Source organism: Pseudomonas maumuensis (genome assembly GCF_019139675.1).
GTDB classification, from domain to species: Bacteria; Pseudomonadota; Gammaproteobacteria; order Pseudomonadales; family Pseudomonadaceae; genus Aquipseudomonas; species Aquipseudomonas maumuensis.
Map to the genome: position 1 here is coordinate 3607796 of NZ_CP077077.1, position 17808 is coordinate 3625603.

Genomic DNA, 17808 nt, shown 5'->3' on the forward strand with positions numbered 1-17808 from the left:
CCCACAGCCGTTTTCCTGGATTCTGTTTTCGCTTGCCGGTCGAGCCCATGGTGTCTCCAGTCCCGTCGCGCCTGCTGCCCCCCCTGATCCTGTTCGGCTTGACCCTGGCGCTGACCCTGGGCGGCATTCTCGCCCGCCCGATCGAATCACTGTCGCTGTTCTGGCCGGTGAACGCGGTGCTCGCCGGCGTACTGCTGCGCAACCCACGCCAGGCCACCCCTGGCGGCTTCGCCCTGGTCTACCTGGCCATGATCGGCGCCGACCTGGCCTGTGGCAGCGCCTGGCGCCCGGCCTTGTGGTTCAACCTGTGCAACCTCGGCGCCATCGTCACCATCTGGTACCTGATGGCCCGGCTGCCGCGCGTGCATCGTCGCCTGCGCACCCCGCACGGCACCCTGTGCCTGTTCGGCGCCTGCGCCGTCGGCGCGATGGTCGCCGCAAGCCTGGCCTGCGTGATGGCCGCGCCCTGGTTCGAACAATCACTGCGCGCCACCTGGCTGGCCTGGTTCAGCGAACAGTTCTCCACCAGCGTGTTGGTCCTGCCGGTGCTGCTCACCGCGCCCTCGCCCCGGGCCCTGACCCGCCCCGGTAGTGCCAGCCAGCCAGTACGCCTGGCGCCGCTGCTGGTGCTGCTGGCTTCGTTGAGCGTCAGCATCCTCTTCGGTGGGCCCGGCGCCATCGCCTTCCCGATTGCCGCGCTGCTGTGGTGCGCGCTCAGCTACTCGCCCTTTCTCGTCTCGCTGCTGGCCCTCTGCGCGGGCAGCACGTTGATCGTCGCGGTGGCGCAGAACCTGATGCACTTCAACATCCCGCAGAGCGAATCAGGGGTCACCACCTTGATGTCGGCGCGCCTGGGCATCGCCATGCTGGTGCTCGGCCCGCTGGTGCTGGCCTGCGTCAGCAGCGCCAACCGCAGCCTGATGGCGCGCCTGGCGCACCAGGCGACCATCGACCACCTGACCGGCACCCTCAGCCGCAGCGCGTTCATCCGCCGCGCCCACGCCTTGCTCGACAACCGCCAGCAAGCGCCGCTGACCTTGATGATGCTCGACATCGACCACTTCAAGACCATCAACGACCAGCATGGCCACGCGATCGGCGACCAGGTGCTGCGCCAATTCGCCATGACCCTGCAGGATCAGTTGCACGACGGTGAGCTGTTCGCCCGCCTGGGTGGCGAGGAGTTCGTCATCGTCGTGCCGGGGTTGGCGCCGGAGCTGGCCAGGTTCACCGCAGAACGCCTGCGCCGGGCGGTGCAGGACCAACACATCGCGCAGGCCGGGCAGCCGCTGCGGATCACCGTGAGCATCGGCGTCAGCGGCTGCGCCGCCGACACCCCGGCGCCCAGCCTCGACGAGCTGCTGGCCAGCGCCGACCAGGCGCTCTACCGGGCCAAGGCCCAGGGCCGCAACCGCGTCGAACAGGCCGAGGGGCAGCGCCAGGTCATGTGAGTCAAGTGGCCAGCAGGTCCCAGCTCAGCTTGGCGATCAGCACACACAGCAACACCAGGAACAGCCCCCGCACGAAACCCACGCCCTTGCGCACCGCCAGCCAGGTGCCGGTCAGCGCGCCGAGAATGTTGAACAGCGCCATCGGCAGCGCGATGGCCCACAGCACATTGCCCGACGGGATGAAGAACACCAGTGCGGCCAGGTTGGTGGCGATGTTGACCAGCTTCGCCGAGGCCGAGGCATGCAGGAAGTCCAGGGCGAAGAAGCGGATGAACAGGAAGATCAGGAAACTCCCGGTGCCCGGCCCGAACAGCCCATCATAGAAGCCGATGGCGCCACCGATCAGCACCGCCAGGCACTGCTCCTTGCGGCCAATGCCCCGCGGTTTGTGCATGGTGCCGAAGTCCTTCTTGCAGAAGGTGTAGACGGCCATCAGCACGATCAGCACCAGCACCAACGGGCGCATCACGCTCGCCGGCACCAACGACACGGTGGCCGCGCCGAAAAACGACATCACGAAGGCGCTCAGCGCCGCCGGCACGATCAACCCCCAGTCCAGCTTGACCTTGCGAATGAATGAACGCGCCGCGAACGTGGTGCCGCACACCGAGGCCAGCTTGTTGCTACCCAGCAGCGCCGCCGGCTGGGCATTGGGCAGCACATTGAACAGCGCCGGAATCTGGATCAGCCCGCCGCCGCCCACGGCAGCGTCGATCAGGCCAGCGGCGAAGGCAAACAGCGAAAGCAGGGCAATATCCATCATCTCGAGGGTCCAGGCGGCACAAAACAGGCTGTCAGACTAATCAAAGCGACGCGCTTGTGTTGAAATGCCATATTGCAAAAACTGCAACGAGGAGTCCCTCGCATGGCCTTGGACATGCTGCGTGAAATTCAGGCGTTCGTCAGCGTTGCGCACAAGCGCAGCTTCGTCAGCGCCGCCCGTTCACTGGGTCGTTCGCCCAGCGCTGTGACACGTGCCGTGCAGGCTTTGGAAGATAACAGCGGCGCCAAGCTGTTCAACCGCAGCGCCAACGCCGTGTCATTGACCGAGGCCGGGGAGCGCCTGCTACCCCACGCCGAACGCTTGCTGGATGTGCAACGCGACGCTGCCGATGAGTTAGCCGCGCTGACTGGCGACGCCCAGGGCTGGATACGCCTAGCCGCGCCCGAGGTGCTGGCCCAGCAGGTGCTGCCGGGGGTACTGGCAGCCTTCTCCCAGCGCCACCCCCGCGTCACCCTCGACGTGCAGTACAGCGACCAGGCCGTGGATCCGTTGCAGGGCAAACTGGATTTCGTGATCCGCGGTGCCTTCCCGCAGTCCAGCGAACTGATCGGCTACCCGCTGTGGCGTTATCGCCGTCACCTGTACGCCAGCCCCCAGTACCTGGCGCAGGCCGGCATGCCCCAGGAGCTGGAGGACCTGGAACGGCATGCGCTGATCCTGCACACGGCGCCGCGCATTCTCAAGGCCTGGCATTTCAGCAAGGACGGGCGCATCTCCAGCCTGCGCCCACGCCCGCGCCTACGGCTGGGTTCTGGGGTGGCGGTACTGCAAAGCACCTTGGCGGGCGCGGGCATCGCGCGGTTGGCCGATTGGCTCGGGGAACCGCAGGTGCGTGCCGGGCACCTGGTGCGGGTGTGCCCCGATTACCACCTGACATCCAGCAACGGGCACGACCCGCAAATGCATGCCGTCTACCCCGCCGGCGACCTGCCAGCAAGGGCTCGCGAGCTGCTGCAGGCCCTGCGCGAAGCCCGTCCGCACCCAGGGGAGCAGCCCTGAGCAGGGCTGCTCAATTTATGCTCAATCTGGCAGAGAACCCATCAATACTGGCCTGTAGCGTTTTATCCACAGACCTACCCACGTTTTTTGTGGACAGTTTCCGCAAGCCTTGAAGGAAAAATTACAACCGCAGCAAGGCCACGTTGGCCAGCTTGACCAACTCGATCCATTCGCTTGCGCTGATCACACCGGAACGCTCCAACTCTTCGGCACGGCGCAGTGCCTGATCGTAGTCCTCTTCGTGGAGGATGCCCTCGCCGAGAAAACGACCGCGCCACTCCAGCATTGCTGCAGTGCCTTTCTTGCATTCCATAGTGTGTATTGTCTCCAAGGCAAGTGAATGGCCCGTGTGCCCGGGCCCTGGGATTGGGGGCGCGAGATTACACGAGCGACTTGCACTTGAGAACGACTTGCAGCTACCGCTTGTCTAGACGACCGCGGCGTGGGGCGGGAAAACCTGAAGGGACGGGTCTGGCCCGCCATTGCGCCAGACGGGCCGAAACAGGCAAAAGAGGCGGCTCAGCTTGGCGGAATGGTGCCCAGCAGGCCAATCATGATAGTCAGCAGCAGAAAACCACCCAGAAACAGCGCGAGCTTGCCCATCGGAACCTCTACAGTGTGATGACATAACGGCGGGGCCGGCCGCTGCGGTCGTGCAGCGGGGCAGCCTGCCCAGCGCACCCCGAATTGGAAGGCTGGGCCTGGGCTTATTGTCCGGCGGCGGCTGATACGGTTACAGATGCAGGTTCGTGGAAAAAAAGCGGATCAGATGGGCCCGCAAGCCCGAGAACGTTGCGCTACGCCAGCACGCGCAGCTTGGCCAGCGGCACCCAGCCGAGCTCGCCATTGCTCACCCGACGGCACCAGACCCAACCGTTCAAGGGACGCAAGCTATCGAGTTGCTGGCCGGGATCGACGTCCAGTTCATGGGCCGAGTAGGCCTCCAGCGCCCGGCCCCGCCCCACCCCGAGGCGCTCGATGAACTGGGCAGGCACCCAACCCGGCTCTTGGCCCTGGCAACTGCACAAGTACCAATCCTGCCATTGCTCGTCGCCCTCATAGCGCTGGCCGATGTCCAACGGCGTGCCTCGGGCGAAGGTAATGGGCGCAGGGTATTCGCTGCGGTGTGTCTCGATCACGACGTACTTCACATGCCTCTCCCTGGCTGCGAAAAGCGTCGATGCTAGTCGAAGGTCGCCTACAGCACCATGACCATTTCATGCCAGGCCATGCCGCCATGGTCGGAAGCCGACGGGCGCACGTAGGCGTAGCCCATCTTCGCGTACAGCGCGACATGGCGCTCCTTGCACATCAGGTGGATGGTCGCCTTGCCGCGCTCGCGCATCTGCTCGACGAAACGCGCCATCAACCGGCTGGCATGGCCCAGGCCCTGATACGCAGGGTCGAGCACCACCGACATGATCACCACGTTGGGCGCATGTGGATCATGCCCGACCAACTCCTTGAAGGCCTCGTCCGACATCACCACGTCGTCGGCACAGCCACTGTTGATGAAGCCGATCACCTGGCTGTCGACCTCCAGCACCAGGAACCCCTCCGGGTACTGGGCGATGCGCGTAGCGATCTTCTCTCGGGTGGCGGCTTCGTCGCCTTCGTAGGCGCAGGTTTCGATCTGATAGCAGCGGTCTACGTCGCTGGACGTGGCCTGACGGAATATCGGTGTGCTCATGGGGTGGATCCGGATAGCGGGAACAGGGGCGCCATACTAGTGTGGCGTTTCACAAAACACGACCACGATTCGCAGCGGTTCGCGCCCCTGCCCTCACTCAGACCGAACGGGTAATGCCGCCATCGACACGCAGGTTCTGCCCGGTGATGTAACCCGCTCCCTCGGAGGCGAGGAAGCTGACAGTGGCCGCGATCTCCTCGGCCTTGCCATACCGCTGCATGGGAATCCGGCTACGGAACTCCTCCTTCTCCGGCAAGCTGTCGATGAAGCCCGGCAGCACGTTGTTCATGCGGATGTTATCGGCGGCATAACGGTCGGCGAACAACTTGGTGAAGGCTGCCAGCCCGGCGCGGAACACGCCGGAGGTCGGGAACGCCGGGTCCGGCTCGAAGGTGGCGAAGGTCGAGATATTGATGATGGCGCCGCTGTTCTGCCGCTGCATGATCGGCGTCACCAGGCGGGTCGGGCGCACCACATTGAGAAAGTACACCTCCATGCCCCGGTGCCAGTCCTCGTCGCTAATCTCGAGGACCGGCGCACGCGGGCCATGTCCGGCGCTGTTGACCAGCACATCGACACGCCCCCACCGCTGCATCACGGTATCGACCAGACGCTGCAGGTCTTCTACCGACTGGTTGGAGCCCGTCACACCGATGCCGCCGAGCTCGGCCGCCAAAGCCTCGCCCTTGCCGGACGACGACAGGATCGCCACCCTGAAACCATCGGCAGCCAGCCGCCGCGCGGCCTGCGCCCCCATGCCACTGCCACCTGCGGTGATGATTGCGACTTTCTGAGAAGACATCTGCTGCTCCTTACGGGAGTTGATCAAGTCAGCCCATGAAGCCAGAATCCGCCTGCCCGCACCAATCACAAATACTGCCATCAGCCTGCAGGAAATCTACTGGATGAGCGCGCCCAAGCGACGCAACGCCCCCGCTATCATCAACCACCTGGTGGCCTTCGAGGCCGCTGCCCGCCTGGGCAGCTTCCGCGCCGCCGCCGATGAACTGCACGTCACCCCGGGCGCGGTCGCCCAACAGGTGCGCACCCTCGAGAGCAAGCTCGGCCGCTCGTTGTTCGAGCGGCTGGCACGAGGACTACGGCCCAACCGGGATGGCGCCGATTACCTGGCCCGCGTGCGCCTGGCCCTGGACATCGTCGAGGACGCCACCTGCGAACTGCTGGAGCGCGACAACCCGCGCGACACCCAACAGGTCCTGCTCAGCACCACCCCCGCCTTCGCCAGCCGCTGGCTGATCCCGCGCCTGGGGCAACTGGCGCAGGCGCATCCACAACTGGCCGTGATGATCGATGCGTCCGACAGCACCCGCCCCCTTAGCGGTAAAGGCGCGGTGGACCTCGCCGTGCGCTGGGGCGTACCGCCCTTCGCCGAGGCCTACGCCCGCCCCTTGCTGCCCGGCATCGCCGTGCCGGTGTGCGCACCGGCGCTGCGCGGCGAGCAGCCTTGGCGGCGCGCCACCGACCTGGCCCAGCAGCCACTGATCTCCGACAGCCACAACAACTGGAAGCGCTGGTTCGATCACTACGCCCTGCCGGGCACGCGCTTCAATGGCCCGGTGTTCTCCCAGACCATTCTCGCCATCGAGGCCGCCGAGCAAGGCATGGGCATCGCCCTGGTACCACGCCTGCTGGTGGACAACGCGCTGAAGGCCGGCACCCTGGTGCTGGCCCTGGATGGCCATGAACTGCGTAGCGATGCCGGCTTCCACCTGCTCGCCAGCCAGGCGCCGCAGGCTGGATCAGTGGTTGAACAGGTCATCGACTGGTTGCAATCGCAGGCACGTGAGTAGCGGCATTTGCAACAAATCGTTTCAGCGAAGCGGGGTGGGTGCTGGGGGGCTGGCTGACTGTTCGCTGCGGGTGTTTTCTCGGCAGGCGTTGCGCGACAAGGCTTGTCGAGAAAATCTCGGAAGAATGCAGAAACATTAACCGAGAACATCTTGTAAGCAGCATCCTTTGTTGCTGTAGGACGTTTCGACGGTACTGACTTCCAGTGTATGAATAATCAGTATTGAAGGGCAGATTGAGCTGATACCGTCGAGCCTTCCTACAACGGCAAGGATGCCCACGGCCTGTGAGAACGACATGGACAACTACGACAGCTCGGCGCTTGGATTGCAGAAATGCCTGCTCAACCTGCGCCGAGATCATGCGCGGATGAAGGCGGCGGGAGACCTGGAACGAGCGGCGGTACTGGCGCAGCTGATCGAACGGATGGAACAAGGGCTGCAGAAGGCTTCCCAAGGGAGGCCGCCGCAAACGCTGCAATGACGTGTTCTCGCGGTTACCCGTTGCTTGTTCACGGTGTCCGAATCCCTACTGAACGAACCAAGCCCCGTACGCGATACCGCCATGGCCACACTGGCCTGCTGGCGGCCGATCCGAAAGCATTCCCACACAACCTGAAGCTCAAGCCGAACCACGCCAAGGCAAGGCTTGGCCATCAGCAGCCCTTGGGCACTTCCTGCGCCGAGACCGGCACATCGAAGACCTTGTCGAAGCCCCACTGGAACACGAACGCGTAGACGAAGAAGAACACGAACAACGCCAGGTTGGTCACCAGCGCCGCCCACAGACCGATATCCAGCCAGTAAGCCACCAGCGGCAGCAGGATCAGCACCAGCCCACCCTCGAAACCCAAGGCATGCAGCAGGCGCCGCAGGAAGGTGCGGCTGCGCTGGTGCTGACGCGCCTCCCAGCGCTCGAACGCCCAGTTGTAGGCCATGTTCCAGCTCATGGCGATGCCGGACATGAGGATCGACAGCACCGTCGACTGGGCCATGCCCGCGCCAAACGCCAGCTCCAGTGCCGGTGCCACGCAGGCCACGGCGATGGCCTCGTAAAGGATGGCCTGGACGACCTTGCGCGCCTTGCCTTGCATGTTCAACTCCCTGAAGAAAAGACCTGCAAAGCTACAAGAAGAAAGCTGCAAGCAAAAGTCAGAAATACTTTATTGACTGACCGTTCAATCAAGAAAAGTTAGCATAAACGTTTCCGCACCACCCCTCCCTGGCGCTCGGCAGCCCCTTCACGCCGACACGACCCCCTCTCCGTGGCACTTCAGCAAAGGCCTGCACCGCACCGTCCGGGGCGCGCCGCGCAGTGGACAACCCCACGATCGGCTGCTTGTATCTATGACTGCAAGCGGCGACAAGTCGTACAACTTCGTCCAGGGAATCGAACGAGGAACTACACGATGGCTTACACCGTGATGATGGTTTTCGGTACCCGCCCCGAAGCGATCAAGATGGCCCCGTTGGCCCGCGTCCTGCGCGACTGGCCCGAGGTCGACCTGCAGATCTGCTCCACCGGCCAGCACCGCGAAATGCTCGAACAAGTTCTCACCGCCTTTGGCCTCGAGGTCGACCAGGACCTGCAGGTGATGACCCAGAACCAGACCCTCAACGGCCTGGCCCGCGACCTGCTGGACAAGCTCGACCAAGCCTATGAACAGGTCAAGCCCGATATCGTCCTGGTCCACGGCGACACCACCACCAGCTTCATCGCCTCGCTGGCCGCCTTCCACCGCCACATTCCCATCGGCCACGTCGAGGCCGGCCTGCGCACCGGCAACCTGCAGCAGCCCTGGCCCGAGGAGGCCAACCGGCGCTTGACCGGCGTACTCGCCGACTTGCACTTCACCCCCACCCGCGACTCCGACGCCAACCTGATCCGCGAAGGCGTGCCGCCCGAGCACATCGAGGTCACCGGCAACACGGTGATCGACGCCCTGTTGTGGATGCGCGACAAGCTGAACAAGGACAACTGGCGTCCCGCCGCCGATTCCCCGCTCAATGTGCTGCGCGACGACCAGCGCATGGTGCTGATCACCGGCCACCGCCGAGAGAACTTCGGTAGTGGCTTCGAACGCATCTGCCTGGCCCTGGCCGAGCTGGCCCTGCGCTACCCGGACGTGCAGTTCCTCTACCCGGTGCATCTCAACCCACAGGTCCAGCACGCGGTGTACAGCGTGCTCTCGGGCCGCGACAACATCCACCTGGTCGCGCCCCAGGACTACCCGCACTTCGTCTGGCTGATGAACCGCGCCCACATCATCCTCACCGACTCCGGTGGCGTGCAGGAAGAGGCCCCGGCGCTGGGCAAGCCGGTGCTGGTGCTGCGCAAGGTCACCGAGCGCCCCGCGGTGCTCAAGGGCGGCACGGTCAAGCTGGTCGGCACGCTCACCGAGCGCATCGTCCAGGAGACCAGCCAGCTGCTCGATGACCCGGTTGCCTATGAGCGCATGGCCCAGGTCTACACCCCCTTCGGCGACGGCCACGCCAGCGAGCGCATTGCCGAACGCCTGAGCCGCTGGTTCGCCGAGCAATCCGCCGCACGGGACAACGCATGAGCCTGGCCTTCATCGATTTCCTCACTTACGTCCTGTTCGGCCTGAAGATCCTTGCCATCGTCCTGGCGACCTTGATGTTCCTGCTGGGCCTGGACGATCTGTTCATCGACCTGTGCTACTGGGGCCGCAAGCTGATCCGACGTTTCCGCATCTACGACAAGTTCGACAAGGCCGACGAAAAGCGCCTGTTCGAAGTGCCGGAAAAGCCCCTGGCAATCATGGTGCCGGCCTGGAACGAGGTCGGCGTGGTCGGCGAGATGGCGCGCCTGGCCGCCTCGACCATCGACTACGAGAACTACCAGATATTCGTCGGCACCTACCCCAACGACCCGCAGACCCAGGCTGACGTCGACGCCGTGTGCCTGCACTACCCCAACGTGCATAAGGTGGTCTGCGCCCGCCCCGGACCCACCAGCAAGGCCGACTGCCTGAACAACATCATCGATGCCATCCTGCGCTTCCAACAGGACGCGCGTATCGAGTTCGCCGGGTTCATCCTGCATGACGCCGAAGACGTCATCTCGCCCATGGAATTGCGCCTGTTCAACTACCTGCTGCCGAACAAGGACATGATCCAGATCCCGGTGTATCCCTATGCACCGGAGTGGAAGGGCTTCACCGCCGGCCACTATGTCGACGAGTTCGCCGAGAACCACGGCAAGGACGTCATCGTCCGCGAGGCGCTCACCGGCCAGGTGCCCAGCGCCGGGGTCGGCACCTGCTTCAGCCGCCGGGCGATCAGCGCGCTGCTGGAGGACGGCGACGGCATCGCCTTCGATGTACAGAGCCTCACCGAGGACTACGACATCGGCTTCCGCCTCAAGCAGAAAGGCATGAAGTGCATCTTCGCCCGCTATTCCATCACCGATCCTGCGCTGGCCCTCAAGCAGGAGTGGCGCCCCGGCATGAGCCGCGAGTTCGCCCAGGTGATCTGCGTACGCGAGCATTTCCCCCGTGACTGGCAGCACGCCATCCGCCAGAAATCGCGGTGGATCGTCGGCATCGTGTTCCAGGGCACCAGCAACCTCGGCTGGAGCCGCAAAGGCGCGCTCAACTACTTCCTCTGGCGCGACCGCCGCGGGCTGTTCGCCTATCTGTTGAGCTTCCTGGTCAACCTGTTGCTGCTGGTACTGCTGGCCATGTGGCTGGTCACGGTGATCGCGCCGGAGTCGTGGCGGTTCATGTCGATCCTAAGCGACAGCACGCTGCTCAGCACCTTGCTGTGGCTCAACGGCCTGCTACTGTTCAACCGCCTGTTCCAGCGGTTCTGGTTCGTCACCCGCTACTACGGCGTCTTCGAAGGCCTGCTCTCGGCACCACGGATGATGTGGAGCAACTTCGTCAACTTCTTCGCCAACCTGCGCGCCCTGCGTCAGGTGATGGAGATGGGCGATTCGCGGCGGGTGGCCTGGGACAAGACCACCCACGAGTTCCCTGCCCTCGCCGCGCCGGCACGCACCCCGCTGGGCCATCGCCTGGTGGACAAAGGCCTGATCAGCGAAGAACAGCTGGAGCAGGCCATCACCAGCCCGGTAAGGCGGCGCCTCGGGCGCGAGCTGCTGCTGCGCGGCTGGCTCACCAGCGAACAGCTGGTCGAGACCCTGGCCGAGCAACTGGACCTGCCCTGGGCACCGCTCAATCCGTTCAAGATCGCCCCGGCGCTGATCGCCAAGCTGCCGCGCAAGCTCGCCACCCACTACGGCGTGCTGCCGGTGGACGAAGACGGCGACACCCTGGTGCTGGCCAGCGAAAGCCCGGTCAGCCAGGTCTCGCTGGGGGTCATCAGCCGCCAGCTCAAACGCCCGGTGCGTACACGCCTGGCGCCGCAGGGGCGCGTGACCCTGGGCCTGCGCTACCACTACCCGAGCCCTTGGCAGAAACCCGAAACCCGCGAAATGCTCGAGGTACTCGAACGCCACCAGGACGATGCCGCGCTGCTGGAGAGCGTCGGCACCCACCAGGTGATGCTTGGTTCGCTGCTGCAGGTGCGCGGCATGGTACCGGTGGCCCTGTTCAACCAGGCCCTGATCGACTTCAACCCTGAGCAGCAGAGCCTGGGCGAGCACCTGATCGCCCGCGGCATCATCACCGAGGAGGTGTTGCAGCAAGCCCTCGCCGAGCAGGCCAGCGAACAGCAGGCCGCCTACGACCTGACCCGGGAGGTGGCATGACGCCCCGTCTTTCCCTGACCATCGTCAGCCTGTTGCTGTGTTCTTCCGCCCTGGCCGCGCCGACCAAGCCGATGACCGACTTCCAGCGCTTCACCAGCTACCCCTTCATGGAGCGTGGCTATCGGGAAGCGCAGAAGGACAACTGGGCCGAGGTCGAGCGCCTGACCCGCCATGTGCTGGGGCGCGTACCGAACAACAACGAGGCCCGCGCCCTGCTGGCCGAAGCCCTGGCCCATCAACGGCGCTACAAGGAAGCCCAGGCCATCGCCGAAGACCTCGACGACAATCCCGAACACGCCGACGCCCTGCTGGAACTGCGCCTGACCTGGATCGAACACGACCCGCCGGCCGCAAGCCAAGTGGAGGCCTGGCTCGCCGACAGCCAGGGCCAGCAGCGCGTACGCCTGTGGCAGGCCTACAGCGTCAGCCTGGCCAAGTTCGGTGGCGCGGCCAAGGCCCTGGAATGGCTCAACCAGTTGCCGGTACGCGACGATGGCATGGTGCTGCGCATGACCCGCGCCAACTTCGCCGAGCGACTACGCAACTGGGGAGAGACCATCGACCAGCTGCAACCCCTGGCCGAGAAGGGCCAACTGCCACCCGAGGATTGGCAGCGCCTGGCCAATGCCTATATTCAGCAGGTCGATGAAAAGGGCCTGAACAAACTCCTGGCCAGCGCACCGTCCCAGGAAGCGGCGACCCACGCCCGCCTGGCCATGGCCAACCGCGCCATCGCCATGGGCCACAACCAGCAGGCCGAGCGTTGGCTGCAGAGCCTGCCCGCCGGGCAACTGCAGCATCCCGAACAGCGCCAGCAACTGTGGGAACTGGCCCGTGAAGGCGATGACGCACCGCTGGTGCGCCAGCTGAGCAACGAACTGCATCGCCCCTGCTTGGAGACCGTCGACTGGCTGTCCCACAAGGACCTGAAGCTGGCCCGCGAACAGCTCGGCCAGTGCCAGGCCAGCGAAAATCCGCGCAGCTATGCCATCCTCAGGCAGCGCCTGTACGGCGAGCCCGCTCAGCCACCGCAGCCACGCACGGCGGCGCAGTGGGAGCAACGCTACCGACAGACCGGCGATCTTACCGCCCTGGAACAAGCCAGCTTCATGCTGCTCGAAAGCGGCCAGAGCGAGCGCGCCCGGCAGCTGCTCGACAACGCCTACGACCGTCGCCAAGGCAGGCTGACGCCTTCGCTGCTGCAACGCCTGGGCAACCTCTATGCGCGCAACGACGGTCCGCTGGACGGTCCACGCATGCTTGCCCTGGTGCCACGGGTCGATGCCGCCACCCGTGGCCAGCTACTGGCCCGCCTGGCCGAAGCCGGCCAATGCGAGGCCGTGCGCAAGGCCATCCCGGCCACCCCGGTCGAAGCCGGGCAGTATCGCGCCCTGGGGCGCTGCGCCACGCCTGATCAGCCAGGCGAAGCGGTGGTCTACTACCAAGCCGCCGAACGCCTGAGCGATAGCGGCAGTCGCCTGCCTTTGGCCTACGCCCTGGAAGCCTCCGGCGACTCCCAGGCGGCGCTGCCGATCTGGAACAGCCTGCCGGCCAGCGCCTGGACCGACAATGCGCGCCTGACCGCCGCCCGTGGCGCGCTGAACGCCGGTGACGCCAACGCCGCCCGCCGCCACTGGGATGCGGCAGCGCACCAGAGTGCCGACGACTGGGCGCTGGGCGCCGCCATTGCCCAGCGCCAGGGCGACCCGCAGCAGGCCCTGGCTTTCCAGCGCGAAGCGCTGCGTCATGCCCCGCGCGCCGATCACTACTACGCAGCCGCCGGCACCGCCCAGCAGGCCGGCGACAGCGCCCAGAGCAGCGCCTGGCTGGCCGAGGCCGTGCGCCTGGCGCCGGACCAGCCGCGTTACCGCGCCGACTATGGCATGCGCCTGGCGGGTTCGGCGGACAAGCAGCAACGCCGCCAGTCCATACCCTACCTGGAGCGCGCCACCCGCGACTTCCCCGAGGACTACCGCCTGGGCGAGACCCTGGCCCTGCGCTACGACGAGGTCGAGGACAGTGCCTCGGCCCGCCGCGAGCTGCGCCGGGTCCTAGACGTGGAGCGCAACCTGGTCGACGGCGACGACGAGTACGGCAGCCTGGAGGCGCGCAAGTACCGCCAGCGCCGCGCCCATGAAGCCCTGTCGCGCCGCGACAGCATCACCCTGGCCAGCACCTGGTCGCCCGCCGGCACCTCGACCAACGACAAATTCCTCGACAACGGCGAACGCAGCGGCAGCTCGCGCCGCGCCCGCTCGCAGAACGTGCAGCTGGCGATGTGGGACCACGCCCTGGGCGAGGAGCCCAGCCGCAATGGCAGCACCCTGTCGGTCTACGGCCGCGTGCTGTTCGGTGGCCAGAGCCGCACCGACTACGCGCAGAGCATGGGCACCGGTGTAGGCCTGCGCTACAAGCCGCTCGGCCAGGCCAACCTCAACCTGTACGCCGAGCTGTACCACCAGCGCCAGATCGACAGCACGCACTACAGCGGCCTGAGCCTGGGCGAGCTGCTCAGCCCGGCCAAGGTCGGCGGCAACTGGGGCGACCTGCGTCACAACGCCGAATCGAGCAACGACCTGCTGCTGCGCGCCACTGCTTCGTTCCTGGATCAGGGCAAGTACCGCAACGACTGGCGTATCGACGAGGACGACTGGGACGAGCGCTTCCTCTACCTCGACGCCGCCTGGTGGACCCGTGCCGGCGACCATGCCTGGCTGTCGCGCTTCCAGCAGGGCCATGCGTGGAAACTGCCCAGCCAGTCGCCGCAGACGATCATGCCCTACGGCTTCCTCGAGTTTTCCAGCCAGGACCCGAGCAACGACTGGCGCCAGGACGCCCGCGCCGGGGTCGGCGTGCGCTGGCAGTGGTGGTTCGACGACGACCGCTACAACGCCTACCGCGGCTCGCTGAAAGTACGCGCCGAGTACCAGCAGGCACTGGGCGGCAACCTCTACGAACGCGGCAACGGCGTGCTGCTGGGTGTGGAGATGAACTTCTGATGCGTAGCTTCCTGGCGCTCTGCCTGCTGGTCCTGTGGCTACCCGCCCAGGCCGACCAGCGCCTGTTCTACCAGCCGCTCAACCGTGACGCGAACGTCACCCCGGCGCAGTGGCAAAACCTGTGGCGAGCCACCGTGGCCCAGGGCGGCAAGACCCTGATCGTGCAGTGGAGCGCCTACGGCGACAGCGACTTCGGCGGCGCCCGGGGCTGGCTCGCCGACAGCCTGCGCGAGGCGCGGGCCCAAGGTCTGGAACTGGTGCTGGGCCTGTACATGGATCCGGCCTACTACCAGCGCCTCGAACAGCTCGACGGCGAAGGCCTGAACAGTTATTTCAAGGCGCAACTGGGGCGCTCGCTCACCCAGTACCAACAGCTCAAGGCCGAATGGGCGCTGCCGGTGGCCGGCTGGTACCTGCCCATGGAACTGGACGACCTGCACTTTCGCGACCCGGCCAGGCGCGATGCGCTGCACACGCAACTGCAGGCTTTCAACCGGCAACTGGACAAACCCCTGCATATCAGCGCGTTCAGCGCCGGCCAGCTGTCGCCGCGGGTCAATGGTGCGTGGCTGGAGCAGTTGGCCAGCCTTGGCCTGAACGTCTGGTGGCAGGACGGCGCCGGCACGGGCCGCCTGACGCCGCTGGTACGCCAAGGCTATGAACAGGCCCTGCCCTGCCGGGTGGGTATCGTGCGCGAAGCATTTCGCCAGGTCAGCAAGCCTGGCCAACCGTTCCGCGCCGAACCTGCGCAGCCAGCGCTGAGCGGAGGCTGCCACGCCGAAGCCGTGTTCGCCCTGCGCTATCGGCCCTGGGCCAGAGGGACGCTTTCCAGGGATTGAAACCAGCCGCCTGAACGAATCCCATCGTGGGGCAAGCCCGCGCCCATGAATACCAGCACCCAACCCTTTTGGGAGCGGGCTTGCCCCGCGATAGGGCCGGCAAAAACAGCACAATCGCCGAGGGCATCCTCCAGCATGTACAAAACCCTCGAAGCCCACATCCGCCAACAGGACGTCCCCGCCGCCCTGCGCGCCGAGTTCCGCCAGCACGAATTCGAGGCCATGCGCCGCTTCTGCCTGCTGATCTTCTGCATCGGCATCGCCATCTGGCTGGTCTTCGACCTGATCGTCAGCTACCTCGGCGGCCAGGGCTTCACCTGGCTATCCGGGGTGTTCATCGCCCTGCTGTGCAGCCTCACCGTGGTCCTCGGCTTCACCCGCAGGAGCCAGCATTTCGACGTGCTCAACCTGCTGTTCGTGGCGGTGATCACCCTGGCCATGCGCCTGGTGATCGAGGGCATCCCCATCGCCCTGCGCCCGGTATGGCTGGTGCTCGGGGTCTCCACCGTGCTGTACAGCGTGTCGGTGCTGCCGGTACGGCGCTGGTCGTTCTTCTGCGCCATGGGCGTCACCTGGATCATGCTCAATCCCTTCTTCCACACTCGTATCGAAGCCCTCGAGCTCGAAGGCGCGATGCTGATCAGCTACGCGGTATGCCTCAGCGGCCTGGTGATCTACAGCTACCTGCGCATCCGCCAGGCCAAGATGCACAACTTCTACCTGACCAAGGTGCTGCTGGAGCAGGCCTATATCGACGCGCTGACCGACATCCCTAACCGTCGCTCGTTCATGGCCAAGGCCGAACAGCAGCTGCAACAGGCCGGCGAGCAGTACCTGGCGATGATCGACATCGACAACTTCAAGCAGGTCAACGACCGCTTCGGCCATGACATCGGCGACGAGGTACTCAAGCGCGTGGCGGCGCACATCAAGGCGGCGATGATCGGCTACGAGATCGCCCGGCTGGGCGGCGAGGAGTTCGCGATCTTCTTCCAGGGGCTGGACGAGGCCGGCGCCGAACAACAGGTAGCGGCGCTGTGCCGGCGAGTGCGCGAGGACCTCGGGGCGCACCCGGTGACCATCAGCATCGGCCTGGCCCGGGTCGACTGCGGCGATACCTTGAGCATGGCGCTGATCCGGGCGGACCAGGCGCTGTACGAGGCCAAGCACACGGGCAAGGACCGTTTCGTCCGGTGGACTAACCGGCTGGCAAGCGAATCCTGAACTGCGCCCCACCCAACGCCGATTGCGCCACCGTCAGAGTGCCGCCTTGCCCTTCGATGGCCCGCCGGCTGATCGCCAGCCCCAGCCCGAACCCGCCGGTATTGCGATCACGGCTGCGATCCAGGCGGTAGAACGGCTGGAAGATCCGCTCACGCTCCTCGGCCGGGATGCCAATGCCGTCGTCCTCGACCGTCACCAGGCAGGCGCCGTCTTCTTCCAGGCGCAAGCGCAACAGCAAGCTTTCGTCGCAGTAGCGCATGGCATTGCGCACCAGGTTCTGCACCGCACGCGCGGTCAGCCGCGGATCGAGGACAAAACGCGGCAAGTCTGTCTCGCAGCGCACTTCCCACTGGATGCCACGGTCGTCGAGTTCTTCGGCGAAACCACCGAGCACGCTGTCCACCAGCTCGAGCAACGACACCTCGACGCGCTCGCGGGCCTGGTCGGCGCTTTCCAGGCGGCTGTAGGACAGCAGCTCGAGCACCAGCTCGTCCAGCTCGCGCACATGGCCCACCAGCCCCAGCAGGCGTTTGCGGCTGGCCGGCGGCACCTCGTCGAACAGCAGCACCAGGCCGAAGTCCAGGCGGGTCAACGGCGTGCGCAGCTCGTGGGACACCGCGTTGAGCAGCTCGCGCTGCTGGTTGACGTGGCGCTCCAGGTCGCTGGCCATGGTGTCGAACACTCCGGCCAGCTCGCCGATGTTCGAGCGCGGCGAGATATGCGTGCGCTCGGACATCTCGCCGCGCCCCAGGCGCCGGGCAGTGTCCTTCAGGCGCTCGAGGTCGCGCCAGTGCGGCCATACCCACAGCAGCAGGCAGCCGAGCATGGCCGCGCCGATCAGCACGGTCACGCCCCAGGACAGCACGTTGATGTCCAGCGGATCGTCCGGCGAGTGCAGGCGTACCAGCCAGTCCTGGCCCAGCGGCGCCAGCGCCGTTTCGTAATAGCCCCAGTCGGCCATGCGCACCACATACAGGCCATGCTCGAGCCGGGCCTTTTCCTCGCTGCTCAGCTCGGCGTCGTCCATGCGCAGCAAGCGCACCTCCAACGGCTTGAACGCCGCGGCCAGCTCCTTCTCCACCGTCGGCCACTGCTCCCGCGGCGCCTGCTGGAACTGGCGCACGATCAGGGTCTGCACACCCTTGGCCTGGTCGAGGTTGTAGGCCATGAAGCGATCGTGAAACAAGCCGACGATGGTGTCGGGAATCAGCGCGATCGCCCCGGCGTAGGCGACGATGATCACCAGGTACAACCGCACCAGGATCTTCAGCATGGCGTA

General features: G+C 65.7%; 16 protein-coding genes. 9 read left to right on the top strand and 7 right to left on the bottom strand.

Features of this window, described 5'->3' with window-relative positions; translation table 11 throughout:
• The first annotated feature begins 32 nt into the window (after window positions 1-32).
• Entirely contained in the window at window positions 33-1451 is a 1419-nt protein-coding gene (locus tag KSS90_RS15985) for a GGDEF domain-containing protein (RefSeq protein WP_217866356.1), read from the top strand.
• 1 nt (window position 1452) lies between these two features.
• Here the strand turns inward: KSS90_RS15985 and KSS90_RS15990 are convergent, their stop codons facing one another.
• The gene (locus KSS90_RS15990; RefSeq protein ID WP_217866357.1) at window positions 1453-2214 is read right to left on the bottom strand and encodes a sulfite exporter TauE/SafE family protein; all 762 of its coding nucleotides are present in this window, start codon (window positions 2212-2214) and stop codon (window positions 1453-1455) included.
• Window positions 2215-2316: 102 nt separating this feature from the next.
• Here KSS90_RS15990 and KSS90_RS15995 point away from each other — a divergent pair, with 102 nt between their 5' ends.
• A complete protein-coding gene (locus KSS90_RS15995; RefSeq protein ID WP_217866358.1) occupies window positions 2317-3234 on the top strand; it encodes a LysR family transcriptional regulator in 918 nt (305 codons plus the stop codon).
• A gap of 121 nt (window positions 3235-3355) precedes the next feature.
• Here the strand turns inward: KSS90_RS15995 and KSS90_RS16000 are convergent, their stop codons facing one another.
• The 4 genes from KSS90_RS16000 to KSS90_RS16015 form a co-directional block, all read right to left on the bottom strand.
• Window positions 3356-3547, bottom strand: coding sequence for a hypothetical protein (locus tag KSS90_RS16000; RefSeq protein WP_031315428.1), 192 nt, complete (start codon window positions 3545-3547; stop codon window positions 3356-3358).
• Window positions 3548-4031: 484 nt separating this feature from the next.
• Window positions 4032-4385 (bottom strand): SH3 domain-containing protein, encoded by a 354-nt coding sequence (locus KSS90_RS16005; RefSeq protein ID WP_217866359.1) that lies wholly within the window; start codon window positions 4383-4385, stop codon window positions 4032-4034.
• A 47-nt stretch (window positions 4386-4432) separates the two neighbouring features.
• A complete protein-coding gene (locus KSS90_RS16010; protein ID WP_217866360.1) occupies window positions 4433-4924 on the bottom strand; it encodes a GNAT family N-acetyltransferase in 492 nt (163 codons plus the stop codon).
• A 97-nt stretch (window positions 4925-5021) separates the two neighbouring features.
• Window positions 5022-5726 (bottom strand): SDR family oxidoreductase, encoded by a 705-nt coding sequence (locus tag KSS90_RS16015; RefSeq protein WP_217866361.1) that lies wholly within the window; start codon window positions 5724-5726, stop codon window positions 5022-5024.
• A 103-nt stretch (window positions 5727-5829) separates the two neighbouring features.
• On the opposite strand from KSS90_RS16015, the gene KSS90_RS16020 reads away from it, so the two are divergent.
• The gene (locus KSS90_RS16020; RefSeq protein ID WP_217866362.1) at window positions 5830-6735 is read left to right on the top strand and encodes a LysR substrate-binding domain-containing protein; all 906 of its coding nucleotides are present in this window, start codon (window positions 5830-5832) and stop codon (window positions 6733-6735) included.
• Between the two features lie 295 nt (window positions 6736-7030).
• Window positions 7031-7216 (top strand): hypothetical protein, encoded by a 186-nt coding sequence (locus KSS90_RS16025; protein WP_217866363.1) that lies wholly within the window; start codon window positions 7031-7033, stop codon window positions 7214-7216.
• Between the two features lie 172 nt (window positions 7217-7388).
• On the opposite strand, the gene KSS90_RS16030 is transcribed toward KSS90_RS16025, so the two are convergent.
• Entirely contained in the window at window positions 7389-7826 is a 438-nt protein-coding gene (locus tag KSS90_RS16030) for a PACE efflux transporter (protein ID WP_217866364.1), read from the bottom strand.
• 315 nt (window positions 7827-8141) lie between these two features.
• Between KSS90_RS16030 and wecB the strand changes: the two genes are divergently transcribed.
• The 5 genes from wecB (at window position 8142) to KSS90_RS16055 (ending at window position 16529) form a co-directional block, all read left to right on the top strand.
• Window positions 8142-9296 (top strand): non-hydrolyzing UDP-N-acetylglucosamine 2-epimerase, encoded by a 1155-nt coding sequence (gene wecB, locus KSS90_RS16035; RefSeq protein ID WP_217866365.1) that lies wholly within the window; start codon window positions 8142-8144, stop codon window positions 9294-9296.
• Window positions 9293-11467, top strand: coding sequence for a cyclic di-3',5'-guanylate-activated glycosyltransferase NfrB (gene nfrB / locus KSS90_RS16040; protein ID WP_217866366.1), 2175 nt, complete (start codon window positions 9293-9295; stop codon window positions 11465-11467). Before wecB ends, nfrB begins: the two co-directional genes overlap by 4 nt.
• Window positions 11464-14466: a phage receptor gene (locus tag KSS90_RS16045; protein WP_217866367.1), complete on the top strand. Its 3003-nt coding sequence runs from the start codon at window positions 11464-11466 to the stop codon at window positions 14464-14466. Before nfrB ends, KSS90_RS16045 begins: the two co-directional genes overlap by 4 nt.
• Window positions 14466-15305 carry a DUF4434 family protein gene (locus tag KSS90_RS16050; RefSeq protein ID WP_217866368.1) on the top strand — a complete coding sequence of 280 codons (840 nt, stop codon included), beginning with the start codon at window positions 14466-14468 and terminating at the stop codon, window positions 15303-15305. The genes KSS90_RS16045 and KSS90_RS16050 overlap by 1 nt, the downstream gene beginning before the upstream one ends.
• A gap of 135 nt (window positions 15306-15440) precedes the next feature.
• Window positions 15441-16529, top strand: coding sequence for a GGDEF domain-containing protein (locus KSS90_RS16055; protein ID WP_217866369.1), 1089 nt, complete (start codon window positions 15441-15443; stop codon window positions 16527-16529).
• On the opposite strand, the gene KSS90_RS16060 is transcribed toward KSS90_RS16055, so the two are convergent.
• Window positions 16504-17802 (bottom strand): ATP-binding protein, encoded by a 1299-nt coding sequence (locus KSS90_RS16060; protein ID WP_217866370.1) that lies wholly within the window; start codon window positions 17800-17802, stop codon window positions 16504-16506. The genes KSS90_RS16055 and KSS90_RS16060 overlap by 26 nt on opposite strands.
• Window positions 17803-17808: the final 6 nt, after the last annotated feature.